The 20552-nt window shown below is 45.1% G+C and carries 17 protein-coding genes and 1 riboswitch; of the genes, 7 read left to right on the forward strand and 10 right to left on the reverse strand.

Annotation, left to right across the window (positions count from 1 at the left end):
- Positions 1-70 precede the first annotated feature (70 nt).
- Both ispB and MHO82_RS17625 read left to right on the forward strand, forming a co-directional pair.
- Entirely contained in the window at positions 71-1042 is a 972-nt protein-coding gene (ispB, locus tag MHO82_RS17620; RefSeq protein ID WP_239185878.1) for an octaprenyl diphosphate synthase, read from the forward strand.
- A gap of 64 nt (positions 1043-1106) precedes the next feature.
- Positions 1107-1298 (forward strand): hypothetical protein, encoded by a 192-nt coding sequence (locus MHO82_RS17625; protein ID WP_239185880.1) that lies wholly within the window; start codon positions 1107-1109, stop codon positions 1296-1298.
- Between the two features lie 84 nt (positions 1299-1382).
- On the opposite strand, the gene mdh is transcribed toward MHO82_RS17625, so the two are convergent.
- Positions 1383-2318 carry a malate dehydrogenase gene (mdh, locus tag MHO82_RS17630; RefSeq protein WP_239185882.1) on the reverse strand — a complete coding sequence of 312 codons (936 nt, stop codon included), beginning with the start codon at positions 2316-2318 and terminating at the stop codon, positions 1383-1385.
- A gap of 326 nt (positions 2319-2644) precedes the next feature.
- Between mdh and argR the strand changes: the two genes are divergently transcribed.
- The 4 genes from argR to MHO82_RS17650 all read left to right on the forward strand — a co-directional run bounded on the left by argR (position 2645) and on the right by MHO82_RS17650 (position 7665).
- Complete coding sequence (gene argR / locus MHO82_RS17635) at positions 2645-3115, forward strand: transcriptional regulator ArgR (protein ID WP_239185884.1); 471 nt, start codon at positions 2645-2647, stop codon at positions 3113-3115.
- 343 nt (positions 3116-3458) lie between these two features.
- The gene (locus MHO82_RS17640; RefSeq protein ID WP_239185886.1) at positions 3459-4427 is read left to right on the forward strand and encodes a TAXI family TRAP transporter solute-binding subunit; all 969 of its coding nucleotides are present in this window, start codon (positions 3459-3461) and stop codon (positions 4425-4427) included.
- A 159-nt stretch (positions 4428-4586) separates the two neighbouring features.
- Positions 4587-7166 (forward strand): TRAP transporter permease, encoded by a 2580-nt coding sequence (locus MHO82_RS17645; protein ID WP_239185888.1) that lies wholly within the window; start codon positions 4587-4589, stop codon positions 7164-7166.
- 61 nt (positions 7167-7227) lie between these two features.
- The gene (locus MHO82_RS17650; protein WP_239185890.1) at positions 7228-7665 is read left to right on the forward strand and encodes a universal stress protein; all 438 of its coding nucleotides are present in this window, start codon (positions 7228-7230) and stop codon (positions 7663-7665) included.
- A 76-nt stretch (positions 7666-7741) separates the two neighbouring features.
- Here the strand turns inward: MHO82_RS17650 and MHO82_RS17655 are convergent, their stop codons facing one another.
- The 3 genes from MHO82_RS17655 to rapA all read right to left on the reverse strand — a co-directional run bounded on the left by MHO82_RS17655 (position 7742) and on the right by rapA (position 12545).
- Positions 7742-8722 (reverse strand): D-2-hydroxyacid dehydrogenase, encoded by a 981-nt coding sequence (locus tag MHO82_RS17655; protein WP_239185892.1) that lies wholly within the window; start codon positions 8720-8722, stop codon positions 7742-7744.
- A gap of 93 nt (positions 8723-8815) precedes the next feature.
- A complete protein-coding gene (gene rluA / locus MHO82_RS17660) occupies positions 8816-9553 on the reverse strand; it encodes a bifunctional tRNA pseudouridine(32) synthase/23S rRNA pseudouridine(746) synthase RluA (protein WP_239185894.1) in 738 nt (245 codons plus the stop codon).
- A gap of 79 nt (positions 9554-9632) precedes the next feature.
- Positions 9633-12545: an RNA polymerase-associated protein RapA gene (gene rapA, locus MHO82_RS17665; RefSeq protein WP_239185896.1), complete on the reverse strand. Its 2913-nt coding sequence runs from the start codon at positions 12543-12545 to the stop codon at positions 9633-9635.
- Positions 12546-12904: 359 nt separating this feature from the next.
- Between rapA and MHO82_RS17670 the strand changes: the two genes are divergently transcribed.
- Positions 12905-14281 (forward strand): PhoH family protein, encoded by a 1377-nt coding sequence (locus tag MHO82_RS17670; protein ID WP_239185898.1) that lies wholly within the window; start codon positions 12905-12907, stop codon positions 14279-14281.
- 162 nt (positions 14282-14443) lie between these two features.
- Here MHO82_RS17670 and MHO82_RS17675 read toward each other — a convergent pair whose 3' ends face one another.
- The 6 genes from MHO82_RS17675 to mpl all read right to left on the reverse strand — a co-directional run bounded on the left by MHO82_RS17675 (position 14444) and on the right by mpl (position 20402).
- Positions 14444-14698: a hypothetical protein gene (locus MHO82_RS17675; RefSeq protein WP_239185900.1), complete on the reverse strand. Its 255-nt coding sequence runs from the start codon at positions 14696-14698 to the stop codon at positions 14444-14446.
- A 23-nt stretch (positions 14699-14721) separates the two neighbouring features.
- Positions 14722-15438, reverse strand: coding sequence for a thiamine ABC transporter ATP-binding protein (thiQ, locus tag MHO82_RS17680; RefSeq protein WP_239185902.1), 717 nt, complete (start codon positions 15436-15438; stop codon positions 14722-14724).
- A 2-nt stretch (positions 15439-15440) separates the two neighbouring features.
- The gene (gene thiP / locus MHO82_RS17685; protein ID WP_239185904.1) at positions 15441-17048 is read right to left on the reverse strand and encodes a thiamine/thiamine pyrophosphate ABC transporter permease ThiP; all 1608 of its coding nucleotides are present in this window, start codon (positions 17046-17048) and stop codon (positions 15441-15443) included.
- 13 nt (positions 17049-17061) lie between these two features.
- Positions 17062-18039, reverse strand: a complete 978-nt coding sequence (gene thiB, locus MHO82_RS17690; protein WP_239186033.1) for a thiamine ABC transporter substrate binding subunit — start codon at positions 18037-18039, stop codon at positions 17062-17064.
- Between the two features lie 87 nt (positions 18040-18126).
- Positions 18127-18239, reverse strand: a riboswitch (TPP riboswitch).
- Between the two features lie 166 nt (positions 18240-18405).
- Positions 18406-19035: a flavin prenyltransferase UbiX gene (locus MHO82_RS17695; RefSeq protein WP_239185906.1), complete on the reverse strand. Its 630-nt coding sequence runs from the start codon at positions 19033-19035 to the stop codon at positions 18406-18408.
- Between the two features lie 11 nt (positions 19036-19046).
- Positions 19047-20402: a UDP-N-acetylmuramate:L-alanyl-gamma-D-glutamyl-meso-diaminopimelate ligase gene (mpl, locus tag MHO82_RS17700; RefSeq protein WP_239185908.1), complete on the reverse strand. Its 1356-nt coding sequence runs from the start codon at positions 20400-20402 to the stop codon at positions 19047-19049.
- Between the last annotated feature and the right edge of the window lie 150 nt (positions 20403-20552).

Here is a 20552-nt window from a genome sequence, read left to right on the forward strand (position 1 = left end):
TTTGGTGTACTATCTGCCAATTAATTGAAAATAACTAGCCTCATCAGGCCTTACACTTGCTGGAAGTACAATGGATTTTAAAGCTATCCAGGCTCTTACTGCCGACGATATGGCAAAAGTAGATGAAAAGATACTTGCCCAACTCAATTCAGATGTCGCATTAATCAATCAGCTTGGTTTTTATATCGTCAGTGGCGGTGGAAAACGTCTACGTCCAATGCTGGCGATTTTATCCGCAAAAGCACTAGGTTACCAAGGTGAAGGCCACATCACTGCCGCAGCCTTCATTGAATTTATTCACACCGCCACACTTCTGCACGACGACGTGGTCGATGAGTCGGATATGCGCCGTGGCAAAGCAACCGCTAATGCCGCCTTCGGTAATGCAGCCAGCGTATTGGTCGGTGATTTTATTTACACGCGTTCATTCCAAATGATGACCAGCTTAGGATCCTTAAAGATCCTCGGTCTAATGAGTGATGCCGTTAACGTGATCGCAGAAGGTGAAGTTCTGCAATTAATGAATTGTAATGATCCTGACACGACTGAAGCCAGTTACATGCAGGTGATCTACTCAAAAACCGCTCGCTTATTTGAATCAGCTACCCAGATTGGCGCGATCTTACAAGATGCCTCTCCTGAAATAGAGCTAGCGCTACAAAACTACGGTAAATACCTAGGAACCGCATTCCAGCTGATCGACGACGTGTTGGACTACACCGCAGACGGTAAAGAAATGGGGAAAAATGTAGGCGATGATCTTGCCGAAGGCAAACCGACCCTCCCTCTTCTCCATGCTATGCGTAACGGTAATGAAGAACAGGCCGCAATGATCCGTGAGGCGATCGAAAAAGCAAATGGTATGGAAAAGCTTGATGCGATATTAGAAGCCATGGATCAAGCTGGCTCATTAGCTTACACCCAACAGCGCGCAGAGCAAGAAGCAGACAAAGCCATTGCCGAGCTAACGATCTTACCAGACTCGTTATATAAAGAAGCATTGATCACTTTGGCGCATTTAGCTGTGAAACGAAACAAATAACCGCTACCTCTTTAAAAAGCACTTACTACACTTAAATAGTGAGCGAGAAGAGTTGAGGTTGCAGATGGATAAAAAATACTTAAAGCCAGGTATGCTTGTTGAGTGTCCTGACGGAGTTGCTGAAGTCATACTGGTTGATGAAAGCCATGATAACGTCATCGTTGAGAGGCAAGATGATCACAGCCACCTCACTGTAGCGTGTAAAGACATAGATGATCAGCCACAATTGCATAATTCTGATGACATCTATTATTAGTACCCACTAAAAAAGCGGCTGTTCTCACAGCCGCTTTGTTTATGTCTTCATCGCCTTTAAAGCGAGGCACACATAGTGATTTGCTTATTTAGCGAACTCTTCACCAATCTTGATATCACCTTTCAGTGTATCTAGCATATCGTCCAATGCTTTTTGTTCAAAAGCACTTAACTCACCATAGCTTTGCACTTCTTCAATGCCATCTTTACCTAATAAAATAGGTTGTGCGAAGAAGCGAGCATGTGGGCCCTCACCTTCAACATAAGCACATTCAACAACACCTTGCTCACCTTGTAAGGCTTTAACAAGAGCAAGACCAAAACGACAAGCAGCCTGACCCATAGACAATGTCGCTGAACCGCCACCAGCTTTGGCTTCTACTACTTCAGTACCAGCATTTTGAATACGTTTTGTTAGAGCTGCTGTTTCTTCATCAGTAAACTCAACACCTTCTACTTGAGACAGCAGTGGCAGAATCGTTACACCGGAGTGACCACCAATCACAGGAACACGGATATCACCTGGATCTTTGTCTTTTAGCTCAGCAACAAATGTTTCAGAACGAATCACATCAAGTGTCGTCACACCAAATAGCTTACGCTTATCGTAAACACCCGCTTTTTTCAGCACTTCAGCTGCAATTGCAACGGTAGTGTTTACTGGGTTAGTAATGATACCAACACAAGCTTCAGGGCAAACTACCGCAATTTTTTCAGCTAAAGACTTAACGATCCCTGCATTTACGTTGAACAGATCCGCACGATCCATGCCCGGTTTACGAGCTACGCCTGCAGAAATCAGGACCACATCAGCGCCTTCCAGTGCTGGTGTTGGATCTTCACCACAGTAGCCTTTGATCGACACTGGCGTCGGGATATGACTAAGATCAGCCGCAACACCAGGTGTTACAGGAGCAATGTCATACAAAGCAAGATCAGATCCTGCTGGTAAACGGTTTTTCAGTAGTAGGGCTAACGCTTGACCAATACCACCAGCGGCGCCAATCACAGCAACTTTCATGTTCGTTCTCCTTTACGATAGAAGTTTTTATTTTATTACTCTTTCTCAGACTTAAATTGACGTTATAGCAAGCTGATAATAAATACAATCAACCCACGTCAGCTTTGCGACCTTACGCAACACCATCTTAAACGTGCTACAATAGGGTCACAATAAAAAGCGTCCTAAGCCAAGCTAAGCCTCTAACTAATGTGAACTGGTTGGCATAATTGACTTACCTCAAACACAGAGTGACTTAAGCGCCAGTTTTTAGGTCTACATTTGCTGCCACTTAGAAAGGTATGCGAAAATAACTCTTATTCCACGTCCCTAAAACACGAAACGATATGCGAAATACAGAAAAGCACGACAACCTAGTCAAAGCGTTTAAAGCCATTTTAAAAGAAGAACGATTTGGCTCTCAGGGAGAAATTGTTGATGCATTAAAACTGCATGGTTTTGATAACATCAACCAATCTAAAGTCTCTCGTATGCTCACCAAGTTTGGTGCAGTTCGTACCCGTAACGCAAAAATGGAGATGGTTTACTGTCTGCCAGCAGAACTTGGTGTTCCAACCACAACCAGCTCTTTACGTGAGCTTGTTATGGATATTGATCATAACAATGCATTGGTGGTTATCCACACGGGCCCAGGCGCAGCGCAGTTGATCGCCCGCTTACTAGACTCACTAGGCAAAGCTGAAGGTATTTTAGGCGTAGTTGCAGGCGATGATACGATTTTCATCACACCTACCATCAATATTTCGACGACTGAACTTTATCAGTCAGTTTGTGATTTATTCGACTATTCTGCTTAATTTTTCATTGGGGGGCGACCCCCAAACTGTGAAAATCATCACATTTCAGCCCCTACCCCAATAGCTCACTCTGCTTCATAACATCATACGAATCAATATAATAAACTATTTTTCATTATTTTCACTTTGTGTTTATATCGCAAAATTGACATTTTATTGTTAACAGTGTTTTAAAATTCGTTTACTAGTTTGATATGATTTAGCCGCTTTTCAGCTGTCATAGTAGAAAAGATGCCGTTTCCAAATCAGGAAACCTTAGTAGAGGGACTCTAGGGGCTCTTTAAATAGTGCTTTTAGGACTATCTTTAACTGAGAAACATAATAAATATAGGAAGGGAATTTCATGGCATTTAAAAATCTTGTGAAAGTAACTGCAATTGCTGCCGCGATGGCTGGTGCAGGTGCTGCTAACGCTCAAGAATTTATCACTATCGGTACGGGATCTGTTACTGGTGTTTATTACCCAACTGGTGGCGCAATTTGTAAGCTAGTAAACAAAGGCCGTAAAGAACACAATGTTCGTTGTTCGGTTGAGTCTACTGGTGGTTCTATTTACAACGTAAATACCATCCGTGCAGGCGAGCTTGATTTTGGTATCGTACAGTCTGACTGGCAGTACCATGGCTATAACGGCACGAGCAAATTTGAGCAACAAGGTCCGTACAAGAAACTGCGTGCTATGTTCTCTCTACACACAGAACCATTCAACATCATTGCTCGTGCAGACTCTGGCATCAACAACGTTGCTGATCTTGCTGGCAAGCGTGTAAACATTGGAAACCCTGGTTCTGGTGACCGTGCGACCATGAGCGTTGTAATGGATTCAATGGGTTGGACAAATGACAGCTTTAAACTGGCTTCTGAACTAAAAGGCTCTGAGCGCTCTCAAGCACTTTGTGATAACAAAATTGATGCGTTCATCTACATGGTTGGCCATCCAAATGGTTCAATCAAAGAAGCAACAACGTCTTGTGATGCAAAACTCGTTTCTGCAACTGGCCCACAAATCGACAAAATCGTTTCTGATAACCCTTACTACGCTTACAGCACAGTCCCTGCTGGCATGTACCGTGGTACAGAGTCAGACGTAAACAGCTTCGGTGTTGCAGCAACAATGGTTACTACATCTGATGTATCAGATAACGTTGCTTATAACGTAGCTAAGTCTGTATTCGAAAACTTCGATACCTTCAAGCGCCTACACCCTGCGTTTGCAAACCTGAAGAAAGAAGACATGGTAAAAGCAGGTCTTTCTATTCCTCTACACCCAGGTGCAGCACGTTACTACAAAGAAGTTGGTCTGCTTAAATAAGCACCGCTAATTCTACCTTAGGAAGCTACTTTGCCTCCTGAATGCGCCGCAGTTCCTGCGGCGTTTGTTTTTCCAACCTATTGTTCTAGTTTTTAGCAACACATCTACACTGTACATTAGGTCAAATAATAACCAGCCCATCAATAAGGAAAAAAGTACATGACGAAGGCAACTCAACCGTCTCAAGATGTGCAAGAAATGGTGGCTCAATCTGACACTGGTGCGCGAAATCCAAGTGGCCTATCCGGCCGAATTATGTGGTTTGTGCCTCTATGTTGGTCACTTTTCCAACTTTGGTATGCATCGCCTCTGCCGTTCATTTTTAACTTTGGCATACTCAACGACACAGAAGCTCGTTCGATTCATTTAGCTTTTGCTATCTTTCTAGCATTTACAGCTTATCCTGCTTTAAAAGGCTCTCCTCGAGATCGTATTCCAGTTGTTGACTGGGCTCTTGCCTTTGCAGGAAGTCTCTCAGCGGCTTATATTTATCTTTTTTATACCAGCCTAGCCGGACGCTCTGGTGCCCCAACAACACTCGACATTGTGGTTGCGGTAACTGGTATGATCCTATTGCTTGAAGCAACACGACGCGCACTGGGTCCACCATTGATGGTGGTTGCTGCCGTGTTCTTACTGTATACCTTTGGTGGCCCTCACATGCCAGATGTGATTGCTCATAAAGGCGCAAGTTTAAACAAAGCCATGTCTCATTTATGGCTAACAACAGAAGGCGTATTTGGTGTTGCACTTGGGGTATCAACATCGTTCGTTTTCTTGTTTGTTTTGTTTGGTGCCATGTTAGAACGTGCTGGCGCAGGTGCTTACTTCATTAAGGTCGCCTTCTCTTTACTTGGTCATATGAAAGGTGGTCCAGCGAAAGCAGCAGTAGTTGCTTCTGGTTTGTCTGGTTTAGTATCAGGCTCATCCATCGCAAACGTAGTAACAACAGGTACATTTACCATCCCACTAATGAAACGTGTTGGCTTTCCAGGTACAAAAGCCGGCGCTGTTGAAGTTGCCGCCTCAACCAATGGTCAGTTAACACCGCCAATCATGGGGGCAGCCGCTTTCCTTATGGTTGAATACGTGGGCATTTCTTATGTGGATGTTATTCGTCATGCCCTACTTCCTGCACTAATTTCTTATATTGCCCTACTGTATATTGTGCACCTAGAAGCGTGTAAAGCAGGTATGACAGGTTTGCCTCGTCGCTACAAGCCGACGGCTGCTCAAAGCCTACTTTCCTTTACCGGAACCATCCTAGGATTAGTGGTATTAAGTGCGATCGTGTATTACGGTATTGGCTGGACAAAAGATGTCTTTGGTGATGCCGCAACACCGATTGTGACGGTGGCTTTATTACTGGCTTATATCGGCTTGATCAGTATTTCCTCCAAGTACCAAGATCATGCCATGATGAACATTGATGAGGAATTGGTGGAAGTGCCTGAGCCAGGCCCAACGATCAAATCAGGCCTGCATTTCCTATTGCCTATCGTTGTTTTGGTTTGGTGTTTGACTGTCGAGCGCTTCTCACCGGGTCTGTCTGCTTTCTGGGCTACCGTGTTCATGATCTTTATCTTGATCACTCAACGCCCGCTAATGGCATTGTTCAACAAAAACTCTGAGCTTGTTCAAGCCACTAAAGAAGGTTTTATTGATCTTGGTGAAAGCCTAGTGGTAGGTGCTCGTAATATGATCGGTATCGGTGTTGCAACAGCGGCAGCGGGAACGGTTGTAGGCGTAGTGACTCTGACTGGTATTGGCCTTGTGATGACTGACTTTGTCGAGTTCATCTCTGGCGGCAGCGTGATCCTGATGTTGCTCTTTACAGCAATAATCAGCTTAGTACTCGGTATGGGCTTACCAACCACAGCGAACTACATCGTGGTATCCACCTTAATGGCTCCAGTTATTGTCACTCTTGGTGCCGCTCATGGTCTGATTATTCCACTGATCGCCGTTCACTTATTCGTGTTCTACTTTGGTATTTTGGCCGATGATACTCCGCCAGTAGGCTTAGCCGCCTTTGCCGCAGCAGCAATTGCAAAATCGGACCCAATCCGAACTGGTATCCAAGGTTTTACCTACGATATTCGTACCGCTATTTTGCCATTCATGTTTGTGTTTAACACTCAGCTATTAATGATTGGTGTGGATAGTTGGTGGCACCTGTTCTTAACCGTTGCCTCTGCCGTGTTGGCGATGTTGGTCTTCTCTTCAGCCACACAAGGTTGGTGGTTTACCAAAAATAAATGGTGGGAAACCGTCCTGATGTTGATCATTACGTTTTCGTTCTTCCGCCCAGGCTTTTGGTGGGATGAGTTATACCCAGCCAAAGACATTTATCAAGGTACGGAAATTGTTCAAATTGCTGAGCAATTGGTTCCAGGTCAATCTCTTGAACTGCGTGTTGCGGGTGAAACATTAGAAGGGGATATGATGGAAAAAACCGTTCTATTACCTTTTGAAGAAACCGCCCAAACTGGTGAAGAACGTGTCTCTTCTATGGGTCTGATGCTAAATAGCAACGACAACAAAATGATCGTTGATATGGTTGAATTCGGTAGCCCTGCGGAAGCATCTGGTATCGATTTTGATTGGGAAATCAAACAAGTACTGGTCCCTGCAGATCGTCCAATGAAAGAGTGGGTATTCGTTCCAACTCTCTTATTACTGATTTTAATGGGCTTTAATCAACGTCGTCGCGCACAAAAGGAGAGCTTGACGGCTTAAGTTTGAATGGAATCGTCCTTTGGAGGAGCTGCGTGCTCCTCCCAGACAGGTAAAAATAATTATGTATAAACAGATTCTTGTTCCAGTTGATTTAAACGAAAAAGGCTTTGCGGATAAAGCGGTAAAACTGGCGGTATGGCACGCTCAGCAGTCGAATGCTGAACTGCATCTTCTGAACGTAGTACCAGGCATTCACATGTCGATGGTCTCTACCTATTTCCCAAAAGATGCCGCCAAGCAAATGAAAGAAGATGTGGCCACACAACTGAATGAGTTTGCCGCACAGTTTGTGCCTGAAAATGTGGTGTACAAAGTTCATGTGGCAGAAGGTAAAGCTTACGCAACGATTCTAGATTACGCTGAACGCCTTGGATCTGATCTGATCGTAATGCCAAGTCACAAACGATCTAAGTTGGATAAGGTAATGCTGGGCTCTGTTGCTGCGAAAGTGGTAGAGAATTCACCGATCAACGTATTAGTCGTGAAACCGCAAGGTTAACCGCTACTTTCAGAAAGACAAAAAGCACGTTTCGGCGTGCTTTTTCTTACCTAGAACGCTGACCTAAATTCAACCATTAGACCACTCGACGTAAACGCTCTCCACGACTAAACGCTTCGATATTTTCCATTAACAAATCTAATAAAGTGCCAATTGAAGAGTCGCTTCCCCAAGCCACATGAGGTGTAAGCAATAAATTGGCTAGATGCTGATTAGCTAATAACGGATTGCTATTATCCGCAGGCTCCTGAGTAAACACATCCACTCCCGCTCCTGCAATCTCTTTCTCTTTAAGAGCTTTAACTAAAGCAGCCTCATCCACTAACCCACCACGCCCAGTATTAATAAGTACTGCGCTTTCCTTCATCGCTTTCAATTCATTTGTGCTGATCAAATTGGTGGTTTCATCGGTCAGCGGACAATGCAAACTAATGACATCTGCCTCAGCTAAAACCTGCTCAAAAGGAAAGTAACCTTCTCGACATATTGCAGCCCCTTTGCGTTCTGCAAACAGAACTGTCATGCCTAACCCTTTTGCTAAACTGGCGACGGCTTGCCCTAAGCTGCCGCTACCCACAAGGCCTAAAGTTGAACCTGCTATGTCCATGATCGGATGGGTAAAGAAACAAAACTGCTGCTGTTTTTGCCACTCTCCTTGCGCAATATCTTGATGATAGCCCAGCAAATTTCGTTTTAATGCAAACATCATTGCCACCACATGCTCAGGCACAGATCGAGTGGCATAACCTTGAATATTGGCAACAGCAATATCATTGGCTTGGCAATAATCCAAATCGACATTATTTGTTCCCGTGGCAGCAATCGCAATCAGCTTAATGTGCGGGTGGCGCGCTAACGTGCTTGCGTTCAAAACCACTTTGTTACTGATCACAATCTCTGCACCAAACAAGCGATCATCGAGCTCTTCGACAGAAGTCGATGCGTATTCTTGCCATTGATGTTCAATGCCCGGACGTGGGATCGTAATATGAGGTGGGATTGTTGCGGTATCTAAAAATACAATGGTGGGTGTCGCAGACAAAGATCGTACAGCCATAATCAAACATCCATTTAACGAGCCAAAAAGAATGAATGCTAGACTACCAACAGTCCGGCCAGAACCCAATCCCAGCCGGTCAGTAAAATCACACTATGAGGATTTCAGAGTCTTATAATCCGGTAATGCTTGTGGTAAGTCGAGTTGTGCTAAAACGTCCGTTTTTGCCTCTTCATAAAATTCACAAGGCGCAAATAAATAAGTTAACTGATTATTTCCTGGGTGATATAAGCTCAGCTCAGCAGAATGTAACTGCAAACGATCTGAGGCGGCGTAAGCTTCTGGCGTCGCATAAAACTCATCCCCAATGATCGGGTGGCCCAACTCCATCATATGTACTCGTAGTTGATGGGATCGCCCAGTGATCGGCAGTAAACGCACTAGAGTGGTGTTTTCTTCATAAGCCACAACCTGATAGCGTGTTTGAGAAGGTTTCCCATGCTCATAGCACACTTTTTGAATCGGGCGGTTAGGCCAATCGCAAATTAAGGGAAGATCAATCAAGCCTTCTTCTTGTGCTACTTTCCCCCACACTCGGGCATAGTACACCTTGTGAGTTAAACGGTACTGAAACTGTTTTTTAATATGGCGCTCAGCATCTTTATGAAGCGCAAATACCATCAGCCCTGACGTCGCCATGTCCAAACGGTGCACTAATTGTGCTTCAGGAAACTCCGCAACTACTCGCGACCACACACTATCGTAGTGCGCTGGATCCTTACCCGGGTTCGACAACAAGCCCGCTGGTTTTTGTACTGTTAAAATATCCTCATCTTGATACAAGATATCTAACCAAGGATCCGTCGGCGGGTGGTACTCAAGAACAGCCATAACAAAAGTTCACTATGTAAAAAGTAATAAAAAAGCCAGCCCCGGATCCGACGCTGGCTCTGATAGGATAACAGAAAAATTAGTTATGGCTGACTACAATCAGGCGCAACGAATCTAACTGGATCTGAGCTTTATTGATGTAACCAGTAAGCTCTTTGATTTGCTCTTCAATTTGCTCAAGCTCTTCATCACGGATGTTTGAGTTCACCGCTTTCAGTGCTTGTAAACGCTCCAGCTCTGCATTCAATGCTTCCGACATTTCAGCTGTTGCTTCGCTGCGAACCGTTTCAAGGCGTGAGGTTACTTTCTTCTCAGCAAACTCGATCAAAGTATGCACGTCTTTTTGTACTGAGTTCACTAACTTACTACCAAGATGGCGATTAACAGGGCTTAGCTGACGGTTAAAACCTTCAAACTCTACTTGCTCTGATAAGTCATTACCCTTTGAATCCATCATGATACGGATCGGTGTTTGCGGTAAGAAACGGCCAATACCACTCTGTTTTGGCGCTTGTGCATCAACCACATAAACCAACTCCAGTAATAACGTCCCCACTGGCAGCGCTTTGTTTTTCAATAAAGACACCGCCGTTGTACCCACACCTTCACTCAGCAGTAAATCAATACCGCCTTGGATCATCGGGTGCTCCCAGCTCACAAAGTGCATGTCCTCACGAGACAGTGCCGTTTCACGTTCAAACGTAATCGTACAACCTTCGTATGGTAAACCTGGGTAGCTTGGCACCATCATGTGCTCAGATGGCGTCACCACGATGGCATTATCACCACGATCATCTTGGTTTAAACCAATCGTATCAAACAGGCTCAGAGCAAAAGACACAAGGTTGGTATCGCCGTCGTGACTAGCAATCTCATCCGCCAGCTTTTGTGCTTCCACACCACCGTTAGAGTGCATTTCTAATAAACGATCACGACCTTGTTCTAACTTGGCTTTTAGCTCATGGTGCATAGTAGATGATTCTTCGATAACCGCATCTAAATCATCACCTTTACCCGTGGCCAGCATCGCAATTAGACGCTCTGAGAACTTCTCATATACCGCACGACCTGTCGGGCACGTTTCTGAAAAGGCATTTAGACCTTCGTGATACCAACGAGCCAATAACTCTTGAGATGTACCCACTAAATAAGGGACGTGGATATCAATATCACGTTTTTGACCAATACGATCCAAACGGCCAATACGCTGCTCTAGCAAGTCTGGGTTGAACGGAAGATCAAACATGACCAACTGATTTGCAAACTGGAAGTTACGACCTTCAGAGCCGATCTCAGAACAGATCAACACCTGCGCGCCCTCTTCTTCTTGAGCAAAGTAAGCTGCCGCTTTATCACGTTCAATGATCGACATGCCTTCATGGAACACAGAAGCCCGGATACCTTCACGCTCACGCAGTGCTTGCTCTAGTTGCAGCGCCGTCGACGCACGGGATGCAATCACCAGTACTTTTTCATCACGATTTTCTTTAAGCGTATCAAGCAACCAGTTTACACGTGGATCAAACTGCCACCAGGTCGCACTTTCACCTTCAAACTCTTGGAAAATCTCTTCCGGGTACAGCATTTGTAAGGCGCGCGCTTCCGCACTCATTTTTCCGCCCATCATAGTCGCGACACGCATTGCAGTGGTGTACTGCGATGGTAATGCCATTGGCATCAAGTTGAGGTTACGCTCAGGGAAACCTTTGATCGCGGCACGAGTATTTCTAAACAGTACGCGTCCTGTACCATGACGATCCATTAAGTTATCAATCAACTCATGGCGCGCTTTAGCTTTTTGCTCTTCATCTACATCAGAAGACTCAATAATTCGGAATAGAGGCTCTACATCTTGCTCAGACAACAGTTCAGTAATGCTGTTTTTCGCATCATTTTGCAGCTTATCGCCCGCAAATAAAGTGGCTACGGCGTCTGCAACGGGTTCGTACTGACGCTCTTCTTCGACAAACGCGTCATAGTCGTAGAAGCGATCAGGATCCAGAAGACGAAGCCGCGCGAAGTGACTTTCATGCCCCAGCTGATCCGGGGTTGCTGTTAGCAGTAATACGCCCGCTGTTTTTTCTGAAATGGCTTCCACCACTTGATATTCACGGCTTGGCTTATCTTGGCTCCACTCAAGGTGATGAGCTTCGTCCACAACCAATAGATCCCAATCGGCGTCCAGCACTTGCTCAAAACGGCGACGGCTCTTACGCACGAAATCCAATGAACACAATACGTATTGCGCGGTATCAAATGGGTTTTCTGCATCCGCAAAGGCTTCAACACAACGCTCTTCATCAAAGATAGAAAAATGCAAATTGAAACGACGCATCATTTCCACTAACCACTGATGCTGCAACGTTTCAGGGACAAGAATAAGAATACGCTCAGCACGGCCAGACAGTACTTGTTGGTGAATGATCATGCCCGCTTCGATGGTTTTACCTAGACCCACTTCATCGGCGAGCAAAACACGTGGCGCATAACGACGACCCACTTCATTCGCAATGTGAAGCTGATGCGGGATCAAACCTGCACGCATGCCACATAAACCACGCATTGGGCTTTTATGCTGCTGATACTGGTTTTGTAGGGCACGATAACGCAATGCAAAACGATCCATGCGATCAATTTGGCCCGCAAATAATTTATCCTGAGGTTTATTAAAACGGATCTGGTTACACAAGAAAATCTCACGTAATGCTACGCCGCTTTCTTCTGTGTCAGTACGTGTACCCACATACGTGAATAAGCCACCTTCTTCGATCACTTCTTCAACCGTCAGCGACCAACCGTCATGGCTTTCAATTACGTCGCCCACATTGAACATAACCCGGGTCACTGGCGCATCATTACGCGCATAAAGGCGATTCTCTTCTGATGCCGCAAACATCAAAGAAACAGTTCTAGCATCAACCGCTACTACGGTTCCTAAACCTAAATCACTTTCAGTATCACTGATCCAACGTTGTCCCAGAGTAAATGGCATAGTGGGTGCACACCTCTAATTCTTTGAATAAATTATTGTTAAACATTTCGGTAATACTTACCGATACATCGCTCGCCGTAGCTAAACTCAACGCAGTGAATTTGGCTCACCTTAAAAAAGGGGGCTAATGGTACTGCATGATGTGACCAAGGTCACGGTGAAATATCACAAATAATAACAGCAGCGAAGATGACATATTGTTGTAAAAAAACCTTGCTTAAAGTAGGACAGGAATCACACAAATGTAATCAAAAATGAGTGTACCAAGCGGTATTCTTCTCAACCGTATCAGTTGGTATACACTTATTAATGAGTACTTTGTTCAACATAACCGACCTACAGCGACCAAGGAGGTGCTTATGGGCGATTCAGAACGGAAACTCTTTGTACTGGATACCAACATCCTGCTGCATGAACCTTATGCAATTTTTTCTTTTCAAGAACATGACGTTGTCATCCCGATGACGGTTTTAGAGGAGCTTGACCGACTAAAAGACAGCAAACGTGATATCGCCAGAGATGCCCGAGTCGCTATTCGAGCACTGGAAGATATCTTCCACGACGCTACCCCAGAGCAAATCTCCGAAGGCATCCCACTTTCTCAAGATCACAACGTCAAAGGCACAATTTCTATTCTAGCCGATTATCAGATCAAAGAGACGGTCAAAGCCTTTGCGGATAAGGCCGGTGACAACCGCATTCTAAACGCGGTGCTGTACCTGCAAAATAAACGTTCACCACGAGAAGTGGTCCTCATAACCAAAGACATCAACATGCGCCTAAGAGCAAAAGGCGCTGGCGTTCGTTTTGTTGATGATTATCGCAGTGATCAACTTATTGATGATGTGCAATTTCTCACCAAAGGGTTTCGTCAAATCGAGGGGGATTTTTGGCAAAAAGTGGGCAATGTAGAAAGCCGAACCATAGGCAGAAATACCCTACACACCATAGACAGCAACACGTTAGAAAGCGCGTTCATTAACCAATATGTGATTGATGAACACGACGACTTTGCCGCCCGTGTTCAATCCATAGAAGGAGAACAGATTCAAATCAAAGATATAGGTCGTGAGCGCCTGATGCACCGCCAAGCTTGGGGAATTCACCCTAAGAATATTTATCAAGGTATGGCCCTGGATGCGCTGCTCGATCCCGATATTGATCTGGTGATTTTAACCGGACCCGCTGGTTGTGGTAAAACCATACTCGCTATGGCTGCTGCCCTCGAACAGAACATCGAACGAAAGATGTACGACAAAATCATCGTAACCCGTAATACCCCTGAAATTGCAGAGTCGATCGGTTTTTTACCGGGCACAGAAGAAGAGAAGATGATGCCTTGGCTGGCTGCAATTACCGACACCTTAGAAGCTTTGCATCAGCACGACGTGTGCACTGATGGCTCACTCAAATACATTTGTGACAAAGCAAACCTTCAATTTAAATCCATTAACTTCATGCGTGGCCGCTCCATCCAAAATGCGTTTGTCTTATTGGATGAATGCCAAAACTTAACCGCCTCCCAAATTAAAACCATCATCACACGTTGTGGGGAAGGCACCAAGCTGGTTTGCTCTGGTAACCTAGCGCAAATCGATTCTCCGTATTTAACCCCGGTGACCTCGGGACTCACCTATATTGTTGAGCGTTTCAAAAACTTCGAAGGCAGCGCCAACATTTATCTCAATGGCGTAGTGCGTAGCCGCCTAGCCGAATTCGCCGAAGAGAATTTATAACCCATTTATCTAAATGCATCACCACATTACCTGCATTTAGAACACCATAGGCCAATGCCTATCTTGTCATTAACCGAATAATAAAAAAGCTCGTTACTGAACCTTCAGAACGAGCTTTTTGCACTTTAATTTGCGCCACTAACTCTATTTACCCAATTACGGTTATTTGTCTTTTCGAGCATGCCATTTGCTTTTGATCACCCACTCTAATGCCGCTGCAATTGGGAATACCACCACACAAACTACCGCATTACGGATCATCAGATCCACAATGTCTTCCGCGCCTTGTGAGTACAGTAATATCGTCACAATGACATAAAACAGAGCAGCTTCACGAAGCATTTTTCGTTTTAAATACACCGCAAAACCTTGTTCACGGATCATTTGCCAGCGCTGGGATGGAGAAAGATCAGACATGGGTATTTCCTAATAAAAAATAATTACAATAGTGCTGAGTTGGCCGCCACAATAAAGCGATCTAATTCAGCATGTTCATGACGCTGGTTCAGCAACGCAATGTCACCGTGGCTGGCAATCATACCGTTATCAACAAAAGCATAATGACTGGCGATAGATTTTGCATCGACAATATTGTGAGTAACCATTAACACGGTGATCCCATGCTGCTGTGCCAGTTGCTTCACTAAAGCCAACATTTCTTCTCGAAGGATAGGATCCAACGCTGAAAAAGGTTCATCCAACAGCCATAAAGATCGCTGCTGAACAAAACACCGCGCCAATGCTACTCGCTGCTTTTGGCCCCCCGATAACTGCTCAGGAAGCCTATCCAAAAACTCATCCACACCAACCTTTTTTGCCGCATCTTTGACTTGTTGATGCTGTTGTGGTGTTAGCTTCAAACCAGGGTGAATACCTAACCCTATATTTTGTGCCACGGTTAAATGGGCAAACAAGTTATGCTCTTGAAACAACATGGCTAAGGGCCGCTGGTGAGGTTCTAGCCCTATAACTGGCTTCCCTTCAATTTCAATGTCACCGGATACAGGCTGAATAAAACCCGCCACAAGGTTCAATAAAGTACTTTTACCCGCCCCACTTGGGCCTAAAATCGCGACAATGTTGCCTGCTTTCATTTCCCAATCAAAATGAAACGACGTTGTTTGATAGTGGTAACGCACGTCAGAAAATTTAAGCATTTTTATCTCTTCTCAATAATCTTTGGTTGCGATGCCATGAAGGCCTTTTCTACCACCATAAACACCAGCACACTCAGCGACAATAACCCTAATGACACCACTGCCGCCGCTTCCATTTGGTAACTGCCCAATAGTTGGTATAAGTAAAGAGGCAAAGTTCGAAACTCCTGACTACCAAATAACGCAATCGCCCCCAAATCACCCATCGACAGCACAAAACTAATCGCAAATGCATGAGCAAACGGCTTACGCAGTGCGCGCCACTCGACTAAGCGCAGTCGAGTTAAGCCAAACATACCCAAGCTGGCACACAGCTGGTTGTATTGCTGAGCAATGTGCAGCAAAGGTTGGGCTAATGTTTTAATCACATAAGGCAGCGCCATTAAGCCATTCACGGCGACCACCACCCAAAAGGCCATCTCAAACACATCGGTAATATTACGTAGCAATAAAAACAAGCCTGTACTGATCACAAGCCCCGGTGTCACCAAAATGATCGTACCTATCAACTCCAGTTTATCGGCTCGAAAGTTAAGCCCAACTAAACGCCAAGAGCGGCTGGCCACCAAAATCAACACGCCAGCAGCCAGAGCAAACACGCTGGATGAAAAAGCGATAGAGAATGAATTCCATAGCGCGAGCCAGAACGCCGAGTCACTGAGCACGGAAAGAGATTTCGGATTAACGCCACTCAGTACCACCATCAGCAACGGTGGAATAACAAAAAATGTCGCCAAACCAATCCAACCATAGTCCCAAAACTTGGTTTTCCATGAGTCTTGATACAGAGGCAACTTTGCTGCAGCCGAACCATTATCAACAGCAATCGGGCGCGCTAATCGCTGAATGCCAAGGGCCAACGCCCCACAAAGCAACATTTGCCATAGCGCTAAAATAGCCCCCGCTTGCAAATCAAAATCAAATTTAATGGCTTGGTAAATGGCCAGCTCAATGGTGGTAGATCTAGGCCCGCCACCCAATGCCATCACGGTTGCAAAACTGGTAAAACACAACATAAATACCAGCCCGCACACATGGGGCAGCTGTTGGCGTAATCGCGGCCATTCAACCAACGTAAACTTTTGCCAATGGCTCATGCCTAAATGTGCACACAATTTATGTTGCTCAACAGGTACCGACTCTAACGATTGCAGCAGTAAACGGCAGGCAAACGGCAAGTTAAAAAACACATGCGCTAATAAAATGCCGTTTAAACCATAAATACTAAAAGGTAACTTAGCATCCACATACGCTAAACCTTGAGCCAATAAACCGCTGTTACCATAAATAGACAATAAGCCAAACACACCAACCAACACTGGCAATACCAATGTCATGGCAAACAATTTTAGCAACAGCGGTTTCCCCACAAACTCACGACGATTCAATGCATGAGCCACGGGAATGGCTAAGCCTACGCTCAGTAACATCGATAACGTGGCTTGCAGAAAGCTAAATTTCGTTACGTGACGATAATATGGGTCATTCCATATTTGACTTGGGTGCGGAGACGGAGCTTGCAGTAATAAAGCGGCAATGGACGCTGCCACAAAAGCAAAAATAAACCCGGCCATAAGCAGACCGGGTAATTGAGTTTTTGTCACTCTCATTAAAGAATGCCGATTAGAATGTTAACGCACTTTGCCATTCACGAACCCACTGACGACGGCTGTCTGCCACTTTGTCTGAGCTGAATGATAAAGGCTTAGCAGGAACAGTTAACTTGTTAAACCCTTCCGGTAATGCAACATCGGTCACTGGGTACATCCAGTTGCCTGTTGGCATAGCAGATTGGAAAGAGTTACTTAAAATGAACGCCATGAACTCATCGGACAGCTTTTCATTTTTAGTTCCTTTCACTTTGGCAGCCACTTCCACTTGAGTATAATGACCTTCGGAAAAATTAGCCGCGGCGTACTTAGATTCGTTCTCGGCAATAATGTGGTATGCAGGAGAAGTCGTGTAAGACAAAACTAAATCAGACTCCCCTTCTAAGAACATGTTGTATGCTTCAGACCAACCTTTGGTGACTGTTACGGTTTTTTTCGACAGCTTTTGCCACGCTTGTGTTACATCTTCGCCGTACACCGACTTCATCCATAACATCAAACCTTGACCTGGCGTCGAAGTGCGAGGATCTTGATAGATCACTTTCAGATCGTCCCGCTGCTCCACCAACTCTTTTAAACTTTTTGGTGGGTTAGTTAACTTTTCAGTGTTGTAGATAAACGCAAAGTAGCCGTAGTCGTAAGGCACAAATGTCGAGTCAGACCAGCCACCCGGTAGGGTTACCTTGCTTGTATCAACACTGTGCTCAGCCAGTAAGCCTGTCTTTTTCGCTTCAGCCATTAGGTTATTATCTAAACCTAACACGATGTCCGCTTTGGCATTTTTACCTTCCAGACGTAGGCGGTTTAAAATAGAAACCCCGTCATCCAAAGCAACCAAATTTAAATCACAACCACATTGTGCTTCAAACGCCTTTTCAACCACAGGACCCGGGCCCCAGTCAGCCGCAAACGAGTCGTAGGTATATACGGTTAAGGTATCTTCAACCGCAAAAGCTGACATTGAGGTGGTTGAGATGGCCGCAGTTGCCATTAGGGATAGCAGTTTCTTATTCACTATGCGCTCCTTACATCTTTAAGTGAGCGGCACAGGGTTGAGGTGAGCACTTAGTCTGGGCTAAATTTGTATCATCTCAATTCCTACGCCAGCATGATCTGGTTCAGGTTCTACGGGTTCCGATAAATCGATCTCAGCCTTATCTTAAGTAAAGAAAGACGCCCCGATGAGAAAGAGACACATTGTATACATAAATGACTACAAGGTGCAGTCTTTACCATCGCAACCGACGGCAAAGTCGCTTCTAGCTTGTAAAGATTCGTTTCAATACCACTCCACAAGCCAGACGTACTCTCTTTAATGGACGCTTCACGAACATTTCATGAACGTTTCACGAACATGTCATGAACGCTGATCATATCCCCAGCGTGGCACTAACCCTTGCTCGACTCCTAAGTGATCCAACAAACGCGCCACCATAAAATCCACCAAATCATCAATTGACTGCGGATTATGATAAAAGCCCGGAGCCGCCGGCATAATGGTGACACCCATCTGCGACAGCTTATGCATGTTTTCTAAATGCAGCGTAGAAAATGGCGTTTCACGAACCACTAAAATAAGTTGGCCTCGCTCTTTTAATACCACATCGGCAGCCCGCTCAATTAAATTATCGGACATGCCATGAGCAATGGACGCCACAGATCCTGCAGAACACGGGCATACCACCATCTGTTTTGGTGCCGCAGAGCCAGAAGCTACAGGAGAAAACCACTCTTCTTTGCCACACACCACCAGCTTTTCTGGGTTGCAGCCTAAATGCTCAACCAAGATTTTTTTGGCCGCTTCTGGCCCACTGGGTAATTGCAACCCATGTTCTGTCGCCATGACCACTCGCGCCGCCGAAGAGATCAGTAAAAAGACTTGATAATCTGCGCCTAATAAACATTCTAAAAGACGTAGGCCATAAGGTGCCCCTGACGCGCCAGTCATCGCCAATGTGATGGACTTTTGTTGTTGCTGTAGTGCCATTGTTCTATCCGTTATTTTGCTTGTAGTGCATCAAGCAACTTGGTGTGAATACCTTCAAACCCACCATTACTCATTACTAAAATTTGATCGCCCGGTTGTGCCTCTTTCACAATTTCAGCCACAAACTCGGTGATGTCACGATTGGTATAAACAGGTTGCTGACACTGCTCTGCAACCTCATCAACAGACCACTGAATATTGTCAGGTTGGTATAGGTACACACTGTCTGCCGCAGCTAACGATGCCGCCAACGTATCTTTATGTACCCCTAACTTCATGGTGCTAGAACGAGGCTCTAATACTGCAATAATTTTTCTGTCGCCCACTTTATTGCGTAAACCGTCAAGCGTCAGCTCAATAGCCGTTGGATGATGGGCAAAGTCATCATACACAGTGATTTCATTTACTTCGCCTTTTAGCTCTAATCGACGCTTGGTATTAATGAAGGTTGCCAACGACTCACAAGCCAAATCCGGGGTAACCCCCACATGGCGAGCCGCTGAGATGGCCATTAACGCATTACTAACATTATGATCCCCAACCAGATCCCATTTCACAGTACCAACGGTTTCACCCTCAAAGACAACTTCAAACACGCTGCCATCTTTGTGCTGCTTTTTCGCCTGCCATTGACCACCGTCACCCGTATATTCCAGCTCACTCCAACAACCTTTGTCTAACACTTCAGCCAAAGCTTGTTCAGATTTCGGCGCAAAAATTCGCCCATTCCCCGGCACAGTGCGTACTAAATGATGAAATTGTTTTTGAATTGCAGCCAAATCATCAAAAATGTCGGCATGATCAAACTCTAAATTATTCATAACCAAGGTTCGAGGGTGATAATGCACGAACTTAGAGCGCTTATCGAAAAAAGCACTGTCGTATTCATCCGCCTCAACCACAAAGAACATACTTTCACCTAACCGCGCGGAAACCCCGAAGTTTCCTAGAACACCGCCCACTAAAAAGCCCGGCTTATAACCGCAATCTTCCAAAATCCAAGCCAGCATACTCGACGTGGTCGTTTTACCATGAGTGCCAGAAACGGCCATCACCCAACGGTCATGTAACAGAAATTCCTGTAACCATTGTGGTCCCGAGGTGTAACGCAGGTTCTTATTAAGGACATACTCAACACATGGATTGCCTCGACTCATGGCATTACCAACCACCACTAAATCCGGAGCTGGTTCTAATTGAGCCGGGTCAAAGCCTTCAATAATTTCAATGCCTTGAGACTCAAGCAATGTGCTCATGGGTGGATAAACATTCGCATCACAGCCCGTCACTTTATGACCTAATTGACGAGCTAACACCGCAGCTCCTCCCATGAATGTCCCACAAATACCTAGAATATGAATGTGCATAATTATTGGCTCACCGAGATTTGTAACAGTGCATTGTTACTTCGTTACGAATAAAAAGATCTTTGTTATACAATTAGATAGAGCAGAAATGAAACGTTCTTCTGTCGTAAACCTCACTAGGTATAAATGAATGTCCATAAAGAGGCATCA

It is taken from the genome of Vibrio sp. Of7-15, from assembly GCF_022347565.1.
Taxonomy (GTDB): Bacteria; Pseudomonadota; Gammaproteobacteria; order Enterobacterales; family Vibrionaceae; genus NORP241.